The organism is Cecembia sp., from assembly GCF_007126775.1.
Taxonomy (GTDB): domain Bacteria; phylum Bacteroidota; class Bacteroidia; order Cytophagales; family Cyclobacteriaceae; genus Cecembia.
In genome coordinates, this window is the sequence record NZ_SLAP01000090.1 from 1 (window position 1) to 15189 (window position 15189).

Genomic DNA, 15189 nt, shown 5'->3' on the forward strand with positions numbered 1-15189 from the left:
TAAACATATGCTTTGGGTTAAACCTTCAACGAATTTACAAAATTTCCCTCATTTTTCACTTATGTCCCTCTGTTTTAGAATAGTGCATAACTTACTTATTGTTACATGTTTGTACTGCCAAGCCATCAAAAATTGACGGCTTATTACGTAAATTACACTATTTATTTAAAAATAATGTTTTTTATAAATCATCAAATGGTGATTTAATTTCTGAAATCCTTTTCCGGCTAACATGAGTATAAATCTCTGTAGTCTTACTACTCTTATGACCCAATAACTCCTGTATATACCTTAAATCTGTCCCACTTTCCAATAAATGAGCCGCATAAGAATGGTAAAAAAATACAACTTCCTGATATTCTGACACCTCACTTTATACCAACAAAAACCTACTTGCACTTATCCTGATGCACACGGGCATAAATGCTCCCTTGGGCAAGGGCCTGCTGCAGGTCATTGCAACCCGTTCTATCATTGAGGTTGAGCTTTGCCACACCCCTATGGGCCAAAGCCTCCACATGATTGGGTTTTTCCTTCAATACCGCATCAAAATCCTCCAAAGCCCAAGTAGAATGACCGATCAGCATCAGCACCAATCCCCTATTGTACATGGCTGTCAGATTATCCGGATCATAACGCAAGGCACTGTTAAATGAACCGGCCGCTCCCAAGATATCCCCGATCTGGGAACGGGCCATGCCCTGATAAAAATGTACCCGGGAATCCTTGGGTTCCAATTCCTTTGCAATCTGAAAAAACTCCTCTGCACTCTGGTACCTCTCATTCATCAAAAGGGTCCTCGCCAAAAGAAAAATAATCTCAAAATCCTTGGCATCATGCTTGGCTGCAATCAATAGGTGGTTTTCTGCTTGCCGGTAATTCTCCAACTTCCAATAAATTTTCCCAATCCCTGCATGGGCCTGGGCATAAGTGGGATCCAAACGCAAAATGGACTTGTAATCCTCTATAGCATCTTCAAATGATTCCAGCTCTTCGTAAGCCCTGGCTCTCAAATGCAAAGATTTGATATCGGTCACATTGAGAAATAAGGCTTTGGAAAACTCCTTGACCGCATCCTCATAGGCACCGGAGCGGAATAAGCGCTCTCCCTCCGAAAAAGTCCCAAAACAAGAACCTAACAGGATCAATAACAAGAATGGCAATAGGTTACGCAGCATGAGTTCAAGGCTTTTGCATCAAAACTAACAATTTATTTACATATTCCCCAATGCTGAATATGTTTTTGAAAAAAAATGGGTGATTAATCCATAAGGAAATACCATACACCCATAAACACTTTAAACCAAAGACTTAACCCGGCCAATGGGTTTCAATGCCCTGCTCCCTGATCAGGGACTGGAAGTCCTTTAATAGTCCCTTATCTTCTCTCACCGTTTTGGGCATTACCCCTTTTCCCTTCGCAAAAGCAATCAACATTCCTACAGCCTCCCCTATACTCCACTCTACGGGATGAAGCCTGTAACAACCATTGGTAATATGAGTGGTCCCGATATTTTTATTGGCAGGCAATAAATTTTCCATTTTTTCAGGAATCAAAGCCCCCAATGGGATCTGAAAAGGTAATGATGGAAAGTCAATATAATTGTCTCCATTTGAACTGGGATGCAGATCAATATGGTAATATCCTATGCCTACGCTATCAAAAAATTCAGCTGACTTTAGCTCCTCTCCTTCTTTACCTGTTACCATTTCCCGCTGCTCCTTTCCCACATGTTCCTCCAATACAGTAAATAACGCTTTTATTCTCCTGGACTCTCTGACATAAGGATACTTGGCCAATCCGTCTGAGGTGCCCACCACATCAGGTCTCAACCGCAATCCAGACCAACCCATTCCCCCATCTGGTCTTGGGGCCTCTGTCTGTAACCAATACAAAAGAGATAAACTCAATTGCTTCCCACCTTCTACATGCTGCGCAAAGGTTTCTTGGGATACATCAATCAAATTCCCCGGTATGTAATCATTTTGGGGCCAATTGACCAAAGAAATGTCCCCGGCATAAAAACCAGGATCACAATTATGCCTATTGAAAATTCTCCTGTAAAGCCATAAATTGAGCAAATCTCCTGTGGGCAGACCTTCCGGATGGAATCCCAACATCTTGGGTTGAAGGGTTTGGGGATTAGAGTAATGCAAAGCCAACATACTGCCCGGCCAGGGATGTCTTAAATCAGGCACGTAAGACTTCCAAAAATCATATTGGTATGGCTTAGGAATGGTCCAATCTTCCCCTTTGACATAATCCATGGCAAAACAAACAGTAAAAGCCTGATTATTTTCAGGATCGCCAATTTCAGGGGCATGCAATTCCCCAGTTTGGGCTTTGGACTCAGTTCCTGTGACATAAGCCGTGTCTGTTAAAGGCAGTAAATCACCCAATTCTGTAGCATCTATAAAATAAGGCGCTAAAAGTTGTACCTCAACCCCATTTTGAAGAGATTTTGCACCAATGGCACTCACTTTCTTTCCATCGGAATTGGCATTCTGGACCTGATGGTCCAATAAAATCACTATTTTCCGCGCACTCTCATAAGGGGCAAACATTTGCTGCAGGACAGCCAATGCTACTTTGGGTTCATGGCATAGCCGGGAAACCGCTCCATCCCCGGGGTTGAGGTGTTCTCTGGACCTCGCCTCATCAGTCAAAGGATAATGAGCCCGATAGTATTCCCGAACCTTATTCCTAAATTCCCTATACAAAGCAGTCGCACCATGAGTTTCAATCCAAACATGCTCGTCAGGTGGTACGGCCTGCTGAGTCAATTGACCACCAATCCAATCTGTCTCTTCAGTCAGAATTACACTCAGACCATTTCTCAGGGCAGCAAAGGCGGCAGCGCAGCCTCCCATACCTCCTCCTGCTATCACTACATCAGCCTCTAGGGTTTTTCCGTTCTCAGAAATTTTGACCTCTGGAAAAGATGCCATGGATGTGCTGGCAAATATGGGGGAAACTGACATTGCCCCCGTTCCCAGGGCCAAGCTCGAAATAAAAGACCTTCTCTTCATATTGGTTCATTTATATATCATCTTTCACTAGGGGTTTACACCCGGGAGAGGTACCGCTTTGTGGATTCAAACTATCGATTCTACAGACAATCGCTCATATCTTGTTTCTCGCTCCTTTCATCTCGCATCTAAACTCCCTCTCCTCAAAGCACTCCCTTTGTGCTTGGCAATTGATTCAAAGCCGTCTTATCCCTTGCCACAGCCATCTTGATCGCCCTTGCCAATCCCTTAAAAATCGCTTCAATCTTATGGTGTTCATTATTCCCTTCAGCTTTGATATTCAGGTTACACTTGGCCGTATCACTGAAAGATTTAAAGAAATGGAAAAACATTTCGGTAGGCATATCCCCTATTTTTTCACGCTTAAATTCCGCCTCCCAAACCATCCAGGGCCTTCCACCAAAATCGATGGCCACCTGGGCCAGTACATCATCCATAGGCAAAAGAAATCCATAACGGTAAATGCCTTTTTTATCCCCTAAGGCCTTCAAATAGGCTTCTCCTAAGGCCAAAGCCGTATCCTCAATGGTGTGGTGTTCATCGATGTGTAAATCCCCCTTTACCTCAATGGTTAGATCAGCCCCTCCATGTTTACCCAATTGCTCCAACATATGGTCAAAAAAGGGCAAACCGGTATAAATTTCGCATTTACCGGAACCATCAAGGTTGACGCGAACATGGATATCTGTTTCTGAAGTCTTGCGGTAGACCTCTCCAACCCTGGCTGGAAGTCTGAGGAATCCGTAAATCTCGTCCCAATCTTGGGTACAAAAATCAGCACCTTTTATGGCCTCACCAAAATAAATCGATTTACAACCCATATTTTGGGCCAATTGCACATCAGTTTTCCTATCACCGATTACATAAGAATTGGCCAAGTCATAATCTCCCTTCATATACTGGGTCAACAAGCCTGTACCCGGTTTTCTAGTAGGGAGGTTTTCATGTTCAAAAGACCGGTCGATATGCACTGCCGCAAACTCGACACCTTCATTCTCCAAAGTCAATAACATCTTATTATGTGCAGGCCAAAAGTCTTCCTCCGGCAGAGAAGCGGTTCCCAAACCATCTTGATTGCTGACCATCACCAATTCAAAATCAGTTTCTTCAACGATCCTCCTTAAATTAGAAATAACCTTTGGGATAAATTCCAGATCTTCAAGACTATCGATCTGAAAATCCGTCTGTGGCTCCACTATGATGGTCCCATCCCGGTCAATAAAAAGTGCTTTTTTCATCAATTATAGGTTTTTGATAATAGGTTCATATCTTTTCAAAGCTTCCAGCAACTTTGTATTTTCTTCTCTGGTTCCTACTGATATCCTCAGGCAATCTTCACAGAGAACCACCTTGGACCGGTCCCTAACTATGATCATTTCATGGATTAAGTATTCGTAAATTTTTCTTGCATGATCCATTTTGACCAAAATAAAATTGGCATGGGAAGGGTAGCAATTTAGGACAAAATGTAACTTATCCAGTTCCCCTTCTAGAAAAAGGCGCTCTTTCAACACCTCTTTGACCAAGGGTGCTATTCTTTGCGCCTGGTCCAAAGATTCCAACACTTTCTGTTGGGTAAGTCCCGAGATATTGTACGGAGGTTTGATCAGGTTCAGAATTCGGATGATTTTTTCGGAAGCAAAAGCCATCCCAATGCGCAAATTGGCCAGTCCCCAAGATTTGGAGAAGGTCTGCATAACCAAAAGATTAGGAAATTGCTTTAATTCAGTGGTGAAACTGGGCTCGTCACTGAAATCTATGTAAGCTTCATCTACTACAACCAAACCATGGAACTTTTGAATGATTTGCCGGATAGCTTTCCTGTCCATTTTATTGCCACTGGGATTATTAGGGGAGCAGATGAAGATAATTTTGGAGTTTTGGTCCACAGCATCGAGGATGGCATCGGACCGTAGCTGAAAATTTTCGGTAAGATTCACCTTTTTTACAGCAATGTCATTGATAGCCGCCGAGACTTCATACATGCCATAAGTAGGCGGAAGGAGGATGATATTGTCCTTTCCTGGCACACAAAAAGCACGCATAAGTAAATCTATGGCCTCATCACTGCCATTTCCCAAAAAAATCTGCTCAAAACGTACTTCCTTGATCAACTGTAACTTTTCCTTGACCTCCACCTGATACGGATCCGGATATCTGTTAAATCCTTCTCCCGTCAAGGAGCCGTATGGATTTTCATTGGCATCCAAAAAAACCCCCACTTTCCCGGAATATTCATCCCTGGCAGAAGAATAAGGTTTGATCTGAAGAATATGTGGTCTTAATAATTTTTCGAGTTCAAATGCCATCACTTCTTATTTTTTAGGTATTTGAGGCGCAGGGTTACGGCATTTTTGTGCGCGTCCAAGAGTTCATTGGCTGCCATGATCTCTATTGTTTGCCCTAGATTTTGTATACCTTTTTCAGTGATTTTCTGATAGGTGATTTTTTTGAAGAAACTATCCAAAGAAACCCCGGAATAATTTCTTGCATAGCCGTATGTTGGGAGGGTATGGTTGGTACCAGATGCATAATCCCCAGCGGATTCCGGTGTGTAATTTCCGATAAATACAGAACCAGCATTGATGATCTTATTTACCGCTTCCTCTTCATCCTCCACGCAGATGATCAGGTGCTCAGGAGCGTAATCGTTGATCAACTCCAAAGCCGTATCCTTGTGTCCCATGATCACAGCAACTGAATTTTCCAAGGCCCTTTTGGCGATATCTTTCCTGGAAAGTGATTCCAATTGCGCTTCTACTTCCTTGAGGACTTTTTTGGCAAATTTCTCTGTATTGGTCACCAGAACTACCTGGGAATCCACTCCGTGCTCCGCTTGAGAAAGCAGGTCCGCGGCCACAAAAGCCGGTATGGCTGATTCATCTGCATAGACCAAAACCTCTGAGGGCCCTGCAGGCATATCTATGGCTACGCCTTTCTTCACCGCCAACTGCTTTGCCGCTGTTACATATTGGTTACCCGGTCCAAAAATCTTATCCACCTTAGGTACTGATTCTGTTCCATAGGTCATAGCTGCTATTGCCTGTGCCCCTCCAGCTTTGACGATTTTATCAATACCGATCAGGTCTGCTGTATACAGAATGGCCGGGTGAATATTTCCGTGTTTATCAGGAGGAGTAGAAAGAACAATTTCCTCACAGCCAGCTAGATTGGCAGGTATTCCCAACATCAATACGGTGGAAAAAAGCGGCGCTGTTCCGCCGGGAATATACAGGCCTACACGTTGTATGGGGACTGACCTGCGCATGCAGGTTACTCCCTCCATAACCTCCATCTTGAGTTCAGGTGTCACCTGGGCTGCATGGAATTTTTCTATATTTTTCTTGGCCGAAGCTATTGCTTCCTTCAGTTGGGGATCGACTAAATCTCTGGCCTGCTTGATTTCATCTAAGCTAACCAGGAGATTTTTGATCTGTACATGATCGTACTCTAAAGCAAACTTTTTCAAAGCCTTATCTCCTGAGCGTTTTACCTTGCGCATGATGGGCTTGACGATTTTCCCGATCTCTTTGGTTTTTTGAACCGGTCTCTTCAAGGCCTTCTCCCACTCTGATCTGCTTGGATTTATTATCGTTTTCATAGGTTAATCTTTGCATTTGTTTCTTAAATCTCAATTCTTATGTCACAGTACTTGGTACAACCCCTTCTTGTTTCTCTTAAGATTACTCTTCGCGTAGACATGACAAGGATAAGCTTTTCATTGCAACAACCCTAAAAAGCTATGCGGTTGCTGATTATCCGTAACTAATCCTCCGTTTTGCAGTTACCGAAATCCGCCTTCCCACTTCTATTCTTTCTTCTTTCCATTTTTTCTATACCTCTGAGAGATGCTTCACTTCGTTACCAATAACAGATTGCTTGACTCGTTACCCTGACGAAGGAAAGGTCCCCAAAAATATGGGAGATTCTTCTCCCGAATTACTCGGGGTCAGAATGAGGGCAATCAACATGTCATCCTCGTTTCTATACGTTTTCCTACATGTTAAAATCTCAGGATGACGGCTACGAACGCGATTCAATCTTACGAAACCCGTCTTCCGAAATCCGAAATTCTTTCCTCTTACATATTGCTTCTTCCCTTTCCCCTCAAATCACCATCTTCTCTATCGGTACCACCAAAATCCCCTCTGCACCTGCTGCCCTGAGCTCCTCAATATTTTCCCAAAACTGATCTTCACTGATGACTGAATGTACAGAAGACCAACCTTCCTGCGCCAAAGGCAAAATTGTCGGACTTCTCATCCCTGGGATCAGTTCAATGATCCTATCCAAGGAGGCGTTTGGGGCATTGAGTAATACGTATTTGTTGCTTTTCCCTTTTTGTACAGCATTGAGCCTGAAAAGCAACTTATCTACAATCGTCAGTTTTTCTTCAGAAAGGGATTTATTGGCAATCAAAACCGCTTCTGATTTGAAGATTTCTTCTACTTCCTTAAGCCCATTCATCATCAGGGTAGATCCTGAACTCACAATATCGCAAATCCCCTCTGCAAGCCCAATGCTCGGAGCAATTTCCACTGAACCCGAAATTTCGTGAATATCTGCCTGTATACCGTTATTGCTAAGGTAATCCCCTAGGATTTTGGGATAAGAAGTAGCAATACTTTTGCCCTGAAAATAATGCACATTAGTATAAGCTTCACCTTTTGGAATGGCAAGGGACAGTCTGCACTTAGAAAATCCCAGCTTTTTTAGAACATTGACATCCTTATCTTTTTCGACCAATTCATTTTCTCCCACTATTCCCAGATCAGCCACACCATCAGCTACATAACCGGGAATGTCATCATCTCTCAAAAAAAGGAATTCAATTGGAAAATTGGTGGAAACAGATTTGAGCTTACCTGTACCATTGTAAAATTTGATGCCACATTCCTTAATCAAAGCCAAGGAGTCATCACTCAATCTACCGCTTTTTTGTACGGCTATACGGATCATATTATTCATGTACGCAATATACATTTAGTATTAAAATCTAAATAGGTTTTTTGGATAATGGGGCTGTATATTGATGCCAACAGCCATCCTCGGGCGATATGTAAATAGTTTTCCTCCTCAGGAGGAATGATGCACATGATGAACTGAGACCACTGTCCTTTTGACGGAAAAAGTATCGATATGAAATTTCGTGCTGTTCATCTGGATGCAAATATAAAGTCAATGTCATAACATGCAAATGAAAAGAATGTTTTTTCCCATTTCAGTAAGGATCCACATCCACTATGAAGCGTACCGATCTGAAATCCTTGTCAGACTGTAAGGCTTCCAGTTGCTGCTGCAGTTCCTGTTTGAAATGAGCCTGGGCATTGCTGCTCCTGTCCAACTTCACCACAGACTCAAAGATGAATTGGTTTTTTATTTTTCCAATGAGTCCTTTTTCCGGACCCAAGAGGATCTTCTTGACCTGAATTGCCGACATAAGATTATGCAGGTGTCTGGCGGCCCTTTCTGCAGTTTTGTAATCCTTGTGCCGCGTGGTCACTTTGAGAAGTTTAACAAAAGGTGGATAAAAAAACCGCTGCCGGTCTCCCATCTCCTGAAGGTAAAAATTCCTGTAGTCACCGGAAATGATCTGCTGGAAGATTGCCTGCTCCGGCCTTCTCGTTTGAATTACCACCTGTCCCTTTTTATCCCTTCTTCCTGCCCTCCCTGCTACCTGAGTGATCTGTTGGAAAGCACGTTCTCCTGCTCTGAAATCTGGAAAATAGAGGATCCTGTCCGCATCCATCACCCCCACTACCGTCACCCGGTCAAAGTCCAATCCTTTCGTGATCATTTGGGTACCTACCAAAATATCTACATTGCCCGAACCAAATTCTTCCAAAAGCCGCTGATAACCATACTTACTCCTTGTCGTATCCAGATCCATACGTGCAATTCTTGCTTCCGGAAACAATAGGGACAGGCTCTCTTCAATGCGCTCTGTTCCCAGCCCCACTGCACCCAACTTGGAGCTGCCGCAGGCAGGGCAGACATGCGGGACTTTTTCTTTAAACCCGCAATAATGACAACGCATTTCCTCTCCAAATTGATGGTAGGTCAGGCTCACATCACAATGTTCACATTCCGGTATCCAACCGCAGTCCTCACAGGAAATGTAGGGTGCATAGCCTCTTCTGTTCTGGAAAATCAAAACCTGCTCCTGCCTGTCTAATGCCTCCTGTATCTTCTCCCGCATCAGACGGGTAAAATCAAGTTTCAGCAGGTTTTTCTTTTTGTCCACCAACATATCTGCCAATTGGTACTCAGGTAGCTGCGCCTCCCCATAACGTTTCTCCATACTGGCATATCCGTATTTATGGGTCCGGGCATTGTAAAAAGATTCAAAGGAAGGGGTGGCTGAACCCAATAAAGTTTTAGCCTGATGCAACCAGGCCAACATGATGGCCGCATCGCGGGCATGAAAGCGAGGAGCTGGATCATATTGCTTGTAGGAAGGTTCATGCTCCTCGTCTACAATCACTAAACCTATACTGTCAAAAGGCAGAAAAATGGAACTCCTCACTCCCACCACAAAGGAAAGCTTTCCGCTCAAAATTCCATTCCATACCTCGACCCGCTCATTGTCGGAATATTTGGAGTGGTATACCCCCATGCTGCTGCCAAAAACCTGCCTCAACCTACCAACCATATGGGTTGTCAGGGCAATTTCTGGCAATAGCAATAAAACCTGGGAGCCCCCTGCCAATGCTTCCTGAATCAAAGTGATGTACAACTCAGTCTTGCCACTTCCTGTAATACCGTGCAGCAGTACAGTATGCTTTTCTTCAAAGGAATCCTTAATCTTGGTCTGTGCAATTTCCTGCTCTTTCGAAAGAAGGATGGGTTTATCGCTCCCCTCCTCTTCCTCAAATCTGCTGACAATAAGCTTAAATTCTTCCAAAACCCCATTTTTCACCAATGTTTTTAGGGAGGAAGCAGACATACCTGCATCAGTGATCACTTTTTTTTCCAAGCCTTTTTGATTGAGCTCAGGTTGCCGGTATACAGGCACCTCCTGCAGGTATTTGAGAAGGATTTCCTCCTGCTTGGGTTTGGCACTGATTGCATTGAAAAGTGCTTCTAATGCCGGCTTATCGCTGAGCAGCTCAGTTTTTAAACGGATCCTGGATTCTACCTTTGGGCTGTATTTTTCTTTCACCTGTTCAAAAACCAAAATGGCCTCTTTGATCACCAGGCTTTTGATAATCCCATGAATGGACTTGATGCCCAGCACCACTTCACAGTCCTCATAACTCATCTCCTCTTTGTTTTCTAAGGCTTTGAGAAGAAGGGCTTCCCTATCATCCAAAGGATAGGGAGAGGTGTCCAAATCGTAGGTGGGATTCAGCTGTATTTTACTTTCGCTGCTCAGTTTTAATCCGGATGGAAGGGCTGCATTCATAACCTCTCCTATGTGACAGCAATAATAATCTGCCATCCATGCCCAAAAACGGATCTGAATGGGATTGACTGTGGCATGGTTATCCAAAAGGTCCAAAATGGGTTTGGCCTCATAAGCTGCAGGAGGTTTTTGATGCACTTTGCCTACAATGCCTGTGAGTATTTTCTTCCTGCCAAATTGCACAATAACCCTGAATCCTATCCCGATTTCCTCCAGCATATGCTTGGGGATTTTATAAGTAAACATTTTGGGAATGGGCACAGGTAAAATGATATCCGCAAATGAACCGGATGAAGAATCTGCCTGCTCTAATTGATCTCCAAATAGTGTTTCCAAAAGTTTAATCTTCTAATCTTTTACCAACAATAACAAATATGTGAAACCGTCTCCCTGAATGAATCGAAAGCCTATCTTAATGCTTTTGAAGGAACTCCCCTAAAGCACCCGTAACTCCTGATTTTTTAACAGTTATGAGACCCTACAGAAAAGGAAATGATATAAATCCAGAATAAATCATTCGTAAAATAAACCAATTCCCTTGGGAAATCTAACAAACGAAATAATTAATTGAAAACAAAAAAACCGGACTTAGAAATCGATACAAAAATCTTAATCGCAAGGATGATATTTTTTACAATCCAAATTTCCGTTTAGTTTTACAAAGCATTCAAAATACAACAATCAGCTATGAACAAAAGGCTTTTTTTAAAATCCCTTGGACTAGGGCTTGTGGGCTTTCCCCTTTCCTCCTCCATTTTACCTGAAAGCCCTGCTAAAAAGGTCCTGCTTCCAAATGCCCTTCAACGGGGAGATAAAGTGGGACTGATCAGCCCTTCAGCGGCTACAGCCGACAGGATTCAGTTCAAGTTTGCGCAGGAAACGCTAGAGGCCTTAGGATTTGAAGTAGTCTTAGGTCTTCATTGGAAAAACAGAAGGGGGCATCTTGCCGGGACAGATGCGGAAAGGGCTGAAGACCTGAATAAGATGTTTGCCGATAGCAGTATTAAAGCACTTATCTGTATCCGCGGCGGTTCAGGTGCGGCCCGAATCTTGCCTTTGATAGACTATAAAACCATCCAAAGAAACCCAAAACCTATCTTGGGTTACTCAGACATCACCGCACTTCATTGCGCCATCCATACACAGACAGGACTCATTACTTTTCACGGACCCAATGGTACGGGAAGCTGGAACAGTTTCAATGTGCAGCAGTTCGAAAAAATGTTTTTTGAAAAAGAATTGGTTGCGTTTGAAAATGAACAAGTGAAAGGCGATGACCTGATTGTGAAACAGAACAGAATACAGACCATCAGGTCTGGTAAAGCCTCTGGAAAAATCTTGGGCGGGAATCTGACAGTACTGACTGCCCTTTCAGGTACACCTTATTTTCCTGATTTCAAAAATTCTATCTTATTTTTGGAAGATATCGGAGAAGATCCATACAAAATTGACAGGATGCTGAGCACCTTAGCACTCAATGGTACATTGAGTAAAATCAAGGGATTTATTTTTGGTCAATGTACAGACTGCAGCCCCTCCGGTGGATACGGCTCTCTCACTTTAGATGATATATTGGATGATTACATTTTACCGCTTAACATTCCTGCATTCAGAGGAGCCATGATAGGACATGTCTCCAAGCAATTCATCGTTCCTGTTGGAGCTCAGATAGAAATGGATGCCGATGCAGGGACATTTAGATTACTTGATAAAGTCTTTCAGAAATGATAAACTACATACACCTCTGTACATTGATAGCCTTTACGCTACTAATGGGTTGCAGCCAAAAAGAAAATACAGAAAACACCATGACAGATTCACCTTTCACCTACCTGGCCTTGGGCGATTCCTACACCATTGGGGAAGGTGTAGAGGAAGGAGACAGGTATCCCAATCAGACGGTATCCTTACTTCATGAAAAAGGATATTCTTTTGAAAAACCAACCATCATCGCCAAAACAGGATGGACTACAGATGAGCTACAGCAAGGAATAGCCGAGTCCGAAATAGCCGGAAAGAGTTACGACTTGGTAACTTTACTGATAGGGGTCAACAACCAATACCGTGGTAGGGCACTTGATAATTATGAAAACGAATTCCGTTCCTTATTGGAGCAGGCCATTCGTTTTGCCAACAACAAAGCAGATCATGTGGTGGTAATTTCCATCCCTGATTGGGGGATAACCCCATTTGCCGAGGAAAGAAAAACGGACAGGGGAAAAGTGTCCCAAGAAATTGATCTATTCAATGCTTCTAACCGTACCATTTCAGAGGATTTGGGTGTGCATTACATTGAAATTACAGCGCGTTACAGGGCAATCGGTGCCGCGCCAGAAATGCTGGTAGCTGACAAGCTCCATCCCAGCAGCAAAGTTTATGCGGAGTGGGCCAAAGACTTATCGGCTTTGATTGTTGAAAGGATGAATTTTTAACAAATTTTGTTATGTGTTCTGCAATTATTGGCAGTAAAATTGTATTGATCAAGTCAATACAATGCTGCAATAATGAGAAACTTGATTACTATAGGTCTTTCCATCTTACTCTTGGCCATGATGTCCTGCAAATCGGAGCTTAGCTTGAACGATGTACCCCATGAAAAGAAAATAATTTGGGTAAATAGCAGTATGATTCCATGTACAGGAGTTGCTCCTATGCAGTGTTTGGAAGTGCGGCCATGACAATAATGGTCTGTGGTCCTGAAAATATAGAATTAGAGAAAAAATATACTGACGCACTAAAGGAAATAAAACAATACAGAATTTCTGAATCTAAATTATTGCTTTTGGATGAGAAAGAACAGATAAAAATAGTGTTGAGGAATGTAGATTAAAACCTAATTTAGATTGAAGGTTAAAAGAAAAAGGAGGCCTTTGCCTCCTTTTTCTTTTAACCTTATTTGCCTTTAGGCAAAACGTTGGAAATCAGGGATACTTTTTCGATGGGTTCTGAAGCATTGGAATAAATCCTTACTACAGAATTTTGCTTGCCCATTTTTCCTGCAGAATTGAACACCACTTTCAGTTCACCAGAAGCACCAGGAGCGATGGGTTGCTTGGGCCAGTTGGGAGCAGTACAACCGCAGGTTACCGCCACATTGGATATTACCAAAGGCGTATCTCCTGTATTGTTAAAAACAAAGGTATGTTCTACCTTATCCCCCTGGGTGATGTCTCCAAAATCAATGGATTTTTCTTTGAATTCCATGACGGCACCCTTTTTCTCCGTTTGTGCCTGCACTGTAAGGGCCAATAGGGCCATTACTGACAGCATAAACAACTTTTTCATAGTAATTGTATTTAGTTTTCGTTTGTTACTCCATTTGGATTGCTAATATAAAACTTTGAATTGAAGTTTACCATAAACAATTCCTTCTTTGCACGGGTCATGGCTGTATACAGCCATCGGATATAATCCTTATTAACCATTTCGTCTGTGAGGTAACCCTGATCGACGAAGACAGCCTCCCATTGCCCTCCTTGTGACTTATGGCATGTCAGTGCATACGCAAATTTAACCTGTAAGGCTGAAAGATATGGGTCTTTTTTTATCAGTTCCATCCTTTCCGCCTTATTGGCCACATCTGCATAATCTTCAGACACCTGCCGGTAAAGCGTTCGGTATGCTTCATTGCTTAAGGAAGGCCCATCACTATAAAGGGTATCCATGATCACTTTAGCTTCAAAGTAAGGCTCATCCGAATAATCCAGCAACCTCAGTTCAAGTGTTGCAAATCTCAGGCCATACATTTCTTCGAAGGACCTTATTTTTACTACCTCAATAAAATCACCATTGGCCAGAAAATTCACCTTATCCGAATCAGCCATATAAGTATAGTTATTTTTGACGATCATCAACAGGTCACCTGCACTGATTTCATCATCAAAAAAATGGATGGTTCTTCTTATGTATTGATTGTACTGAACTGCAGATTTATTGGAGCGTGTAATGATAGCGGTGTTTTCTATCCCATATTTATTGTAGGCATATCTCAAACCATCTTCCAGTCTTTCGCCTGTCATTTTGAAGAAATCCTTAAAGCCTGCTGTTTGAAAAAGAATCAAGGGTTCCTTGGCGGGAATCTGATTTCTGAGAAAAGTGGCATTGTAAAGTATCCCTGATTCCAATTCCTGACGCATCACCTCGGTGAGTTCAGTTCCATCAACTTTGAGCCTGAAATGCCGGATAAGGTAACCACTGTCCAATCCGGGACTTAAACTACTGCCAACAGGCGGCAATTGTGCCGTATCCCCTACCAAGAAAAGTCTATTGCTGGACTCTTGAAAGACAAACTGGATCAGATCACGTAATAGACTGCGGCCACTCTGCGATTCATCTGCCAACATGGAGGCTTCATCTACAATAAACAGTGTGTCTTTGTAATAATTTTTGAGCAAATCAAAGCCCGAGCCCAGGTCACCTACTTGGTCTTTTGGACGGTAAATGATCTTATGAATCGTAAAAGCTGCTTTTTGACTGTAATTTCCCATCACCTTGGCTGCCCGCCCTGTGGGAGCGAGGAGCATGGATCGTGTTTTAAGCTTTGGTAGGATTTTTACCAAAACAGAAATCAGCGATGTCTTTCCAGTACCGGCATATCCTTTTAGAATAAAAGCATCACTGGCATCTTTTTCAAAAAAATCATCCATTTTGGCAAAAAAAGCCTTTTGCCCAGATGTCGGCTCAAAAGGGAAATATTTTGTCAGCAAAAGGGAGGGCTTAGGCCCGTTCTCTTTATCTTTACTTCTCATTGCAGG

Annotated in this window: 12 protein-coding genes and 1 pseudogene; 3 read left to right on the forward strand and 10 right to left on the reverse strand. The window is 42.7% G+C overall.

Translation table 11 applies throughout. From position 1 onward, the window contains the following. Nucleotides 1–181 precede the first annotated feature (181 nt). The 8 genes and pseudogenes from QZT73_RS05485 to priA form a co-directional block, all read right to left on the reverse strand. Nucleotides 182–334: pseudogene (locus QZT73_RS05485) on the reverse strand (tyrosine-type recombinase/integrase); the annotation flags it as partial. Between the two features lie 55 nt (nt 335–389). Further along, nucleotides 390–1178 (reverse strand): tetratricopeptide repeat protein, encoded by a 789-nt coding sequence (locus tag QZT73_RS05490; RefSeq protein WP_291779658.1) that lies wholly within the window; start codon nt 1176–1178, stop codon nt 390–392. Between the two features lie 133 nt (nt 1179–1311). Next, nucleotides 1312–3030 (reverse strand): FAD-dependent oxidoreductase, encoded by a 1719-nt coding sequence (locus QZT73_RS05495; protein WP_291779661.1) that lies wholly within the window; start codon nt 3028–3030, stop codon nt 1312–1314. A 143-nt stretch (nt 3031–3173) separates the two neighbouring features. Then, on the reverse strand, nt 3174–4268 hold the full coding sequence (gene hisB, locus QZT73_RS05500) for a bifunctional histidinol-phosphatase/imidazoleglycerol-phosphate dehydratase HisB (RefSeq protein ID WP_291779664.1): 1095 nt from the start codon (nt 4266–4268) through the stop codon (nt 3174–3176). Nucleotides 4269–4271: 3 nt separating this feature from the next. Continuing rightward, nucleotides 4272–5339, reverse strand: coding sequence for a histidinol-phosphate transaminase (gene hisC / locus QZT73_RS05505; RefSeq protein WP_291779667.1), 1068 nt, complete (start codon nt 5337–5339; stop codon nt 4272–4274). After that, nucleotides 5339–6631, reverse strand: coding sequence for a histidinol dehydrogenase (gene hisD, locus QZT73_RS05510; RefSeq protein WP_291787069.1), 1293 nt, complete (start codon nt 6629–6631; stop codon nt 5339–5341). The genes hisC and hisD overlap by 1 nt, the downstream gene beginning before the upstream one ends. Before the next feature lie 506 nt (nt 6632–7137). Next, nucleotides 7138–7998 carry an ATP phosphoribosyltransferase gene (gene hisG, locus QZT73_RS05515; protein WP_291779674.1) on the reverse strand — a complete coding sequence of 287 codons (861 nt, stop codon included), beginning with the start codon at nt 7996–7998 and terminating at the stop codon, nt 7138–7140. A 253-nt stretch (nt 7999–8251) separates the two neighbouring features. Further along, nucleotides 8252–10771 (reverse strand): primosomal protein N', encoded by a 2520-nt coding sequence (gene priA, locus QZT73_RS05520; RefSeq protein ID WP_291779677.1) that lies wholly within the window; start codon nt 10769–10771, stop codon nt 8252–8254. Nucleotides 10772–11122: 351 nt separating this feature from the next. Between priA and QZT73_RS05525 the strand changes: the two genes are divergently transcribed. The 3 genes from QZT73_RS05525 (at nt 11123) to QZT73_RS05535 (ending at nt 13265) form a co-directional block, all read left to right on the forward strand. Then, the gene (locus QZT73_RS05525; RefSeq protein ID WP_291779680.1) at nt 11123–12163 is read left to right on the forward strand and encodes an LD-carboxypeptidase; all 1041 of its coding nucleotides are present in this window, start codon (nt 11123–11125) and stop codon (nt 12161–12163) included. Further along, nucleotides 12160–12867, forward strand: coding sequence for an SGNH/GDSL hydrolase family protein (locus QZT73_RS05530; protein ID WP_291779684.1), 708 nt, complete (start codon nt 12160–12162; stop codon nt 12865–12867). Before QZT73_RS05525 ends, QZT73_RS05530 begins: the two co-directional genes overlap by 4 nt. A 200-nt stretch (nt 12868–13067) precedes the next feature. Further along, nucleotides 13068–13265, forward strand: coding sequence for an META domain-containing protein (locus tag QZT73_RS05535; RefSeq protein WP_291787070.1), 198 nt, complete (start codon nt 13068–13070; stop codon nt 13263–13265). A 62-nt stretch (nt 13266–13327) separates the two neighbouring features. Here QZT73_RS05535 and QZT73_RS05540 read toward each other — a convergent pair whose 3' ends face one another. Together QZT73_RS05540 and QZT73_RS05545 are read right to left on the reverse strand one after the other, a co-directional pair. Continuing rightward, nucleotides 13328–13720 (reverse strand): DUF1573 domain-containing protein, encoded by a 393-nt coding sequence (locus QZT73_RS05540; protein WP_291779690.1) that lies wholly within the window; start codon nt 13718–13720, stop codon nt 13328–13330. Nucleotides 13721–13731: 11 nt separating this feature from the next. Next, nucleotides 13732–15183, reverse strand: a complete 1452-nt coding sequence (locus QZT73_RS05545) for an ATP-binding domain-containing protein (protein WP_291787072.1) — start codon at nt 15181–15183, stop codon at nt 13732–13734. Nucleotides 15184–15189: the final 6 nt, after the last annotated feature.

What these genes read in the sequence shown, in the direction of transcription:
- QZT73_RS05490 (WP_291779658.1), bottom strand. Translation starts at nt 1,178, where the DNA reads ATGCTGCGTAACCTATTGCCATTCTTGTTATTGATCCTGTTAGGTTCT.
- QZT73_RS05495 (WP_291779661.1), bottom strand. Translation starts at nt 3,030, where the DNA reads ATGAAGAGAAGGTCTTTTATTTCGAGCTTGGCCCTGGGAACGGGGGCA.
- hisB (WP_291779664.1), bottom strand. Translation starts at nt 4,268, where the DNA reads ATGAAAAAAGCACTTTTTATTGACCGGGATGGGACCATCATAGTGGAG.
- hisC (WP_291779667.1), bottom strand. Translation starts at nt 5,339, where the DNA reads ATGGCATTTGAACTCGAAAAATTATTAAGACCACATATTCTTCAGATC.
- hisD (WP_291787069.1), bottom strand. Translation starts at nt 6,631, where the DNA reads ATGAAAACGATAATAAATCCAAGCAGATCAGAGTGGGAGAAGGCCTTG.
- hisG (WP_291779674.1), bottom strand. Translation starts at nt 7,998, where the DNA reads ATGAATAATATGATCCGTATAGCCGTACAAAAAAGCGGTAGATTGAGT.
- QZT73_RS05525 (WP_291779680.1), top strand. Translation starts at nt 11,123, where the DNA reads ATGAACAAAAGGCTTTTTTTAAAATCCCTTGGACTAGGGCTTGTGGGC.
- QZT73_RS05530 (WP_291779684.1), top strand. Translation starts at nt 12,160, where the DNA reads ATGATAAACTACATACACCTCTGTACATTGATAGCCTTTACGCTACTA.
- QZT73_RS05535 (WP_291787070.1), top strand. Translation starts at nt 13,068, where the DNA reads ATGTACAGGAGTTGCTCCTATGCAGTGTTTGGAAGTGCGGCCATGACA.
- QZT73_RS05540 (WP_291779690.1), bottom strand. Translation starts at nt 13,720, where the DNA reads ATGAAAAAGTTGTTTATGCTGTCAGTAATGGCCCTATTGGCCCTTACA.
- QZT73_RS05545 (WP_291787072.1), bottom strand. Translation starts at nt 15,183, where the DNA reads ATGAGAAGTAAAGATAAAGAGAACGGGCCTAAGCCCTCCCTTTTGCTG.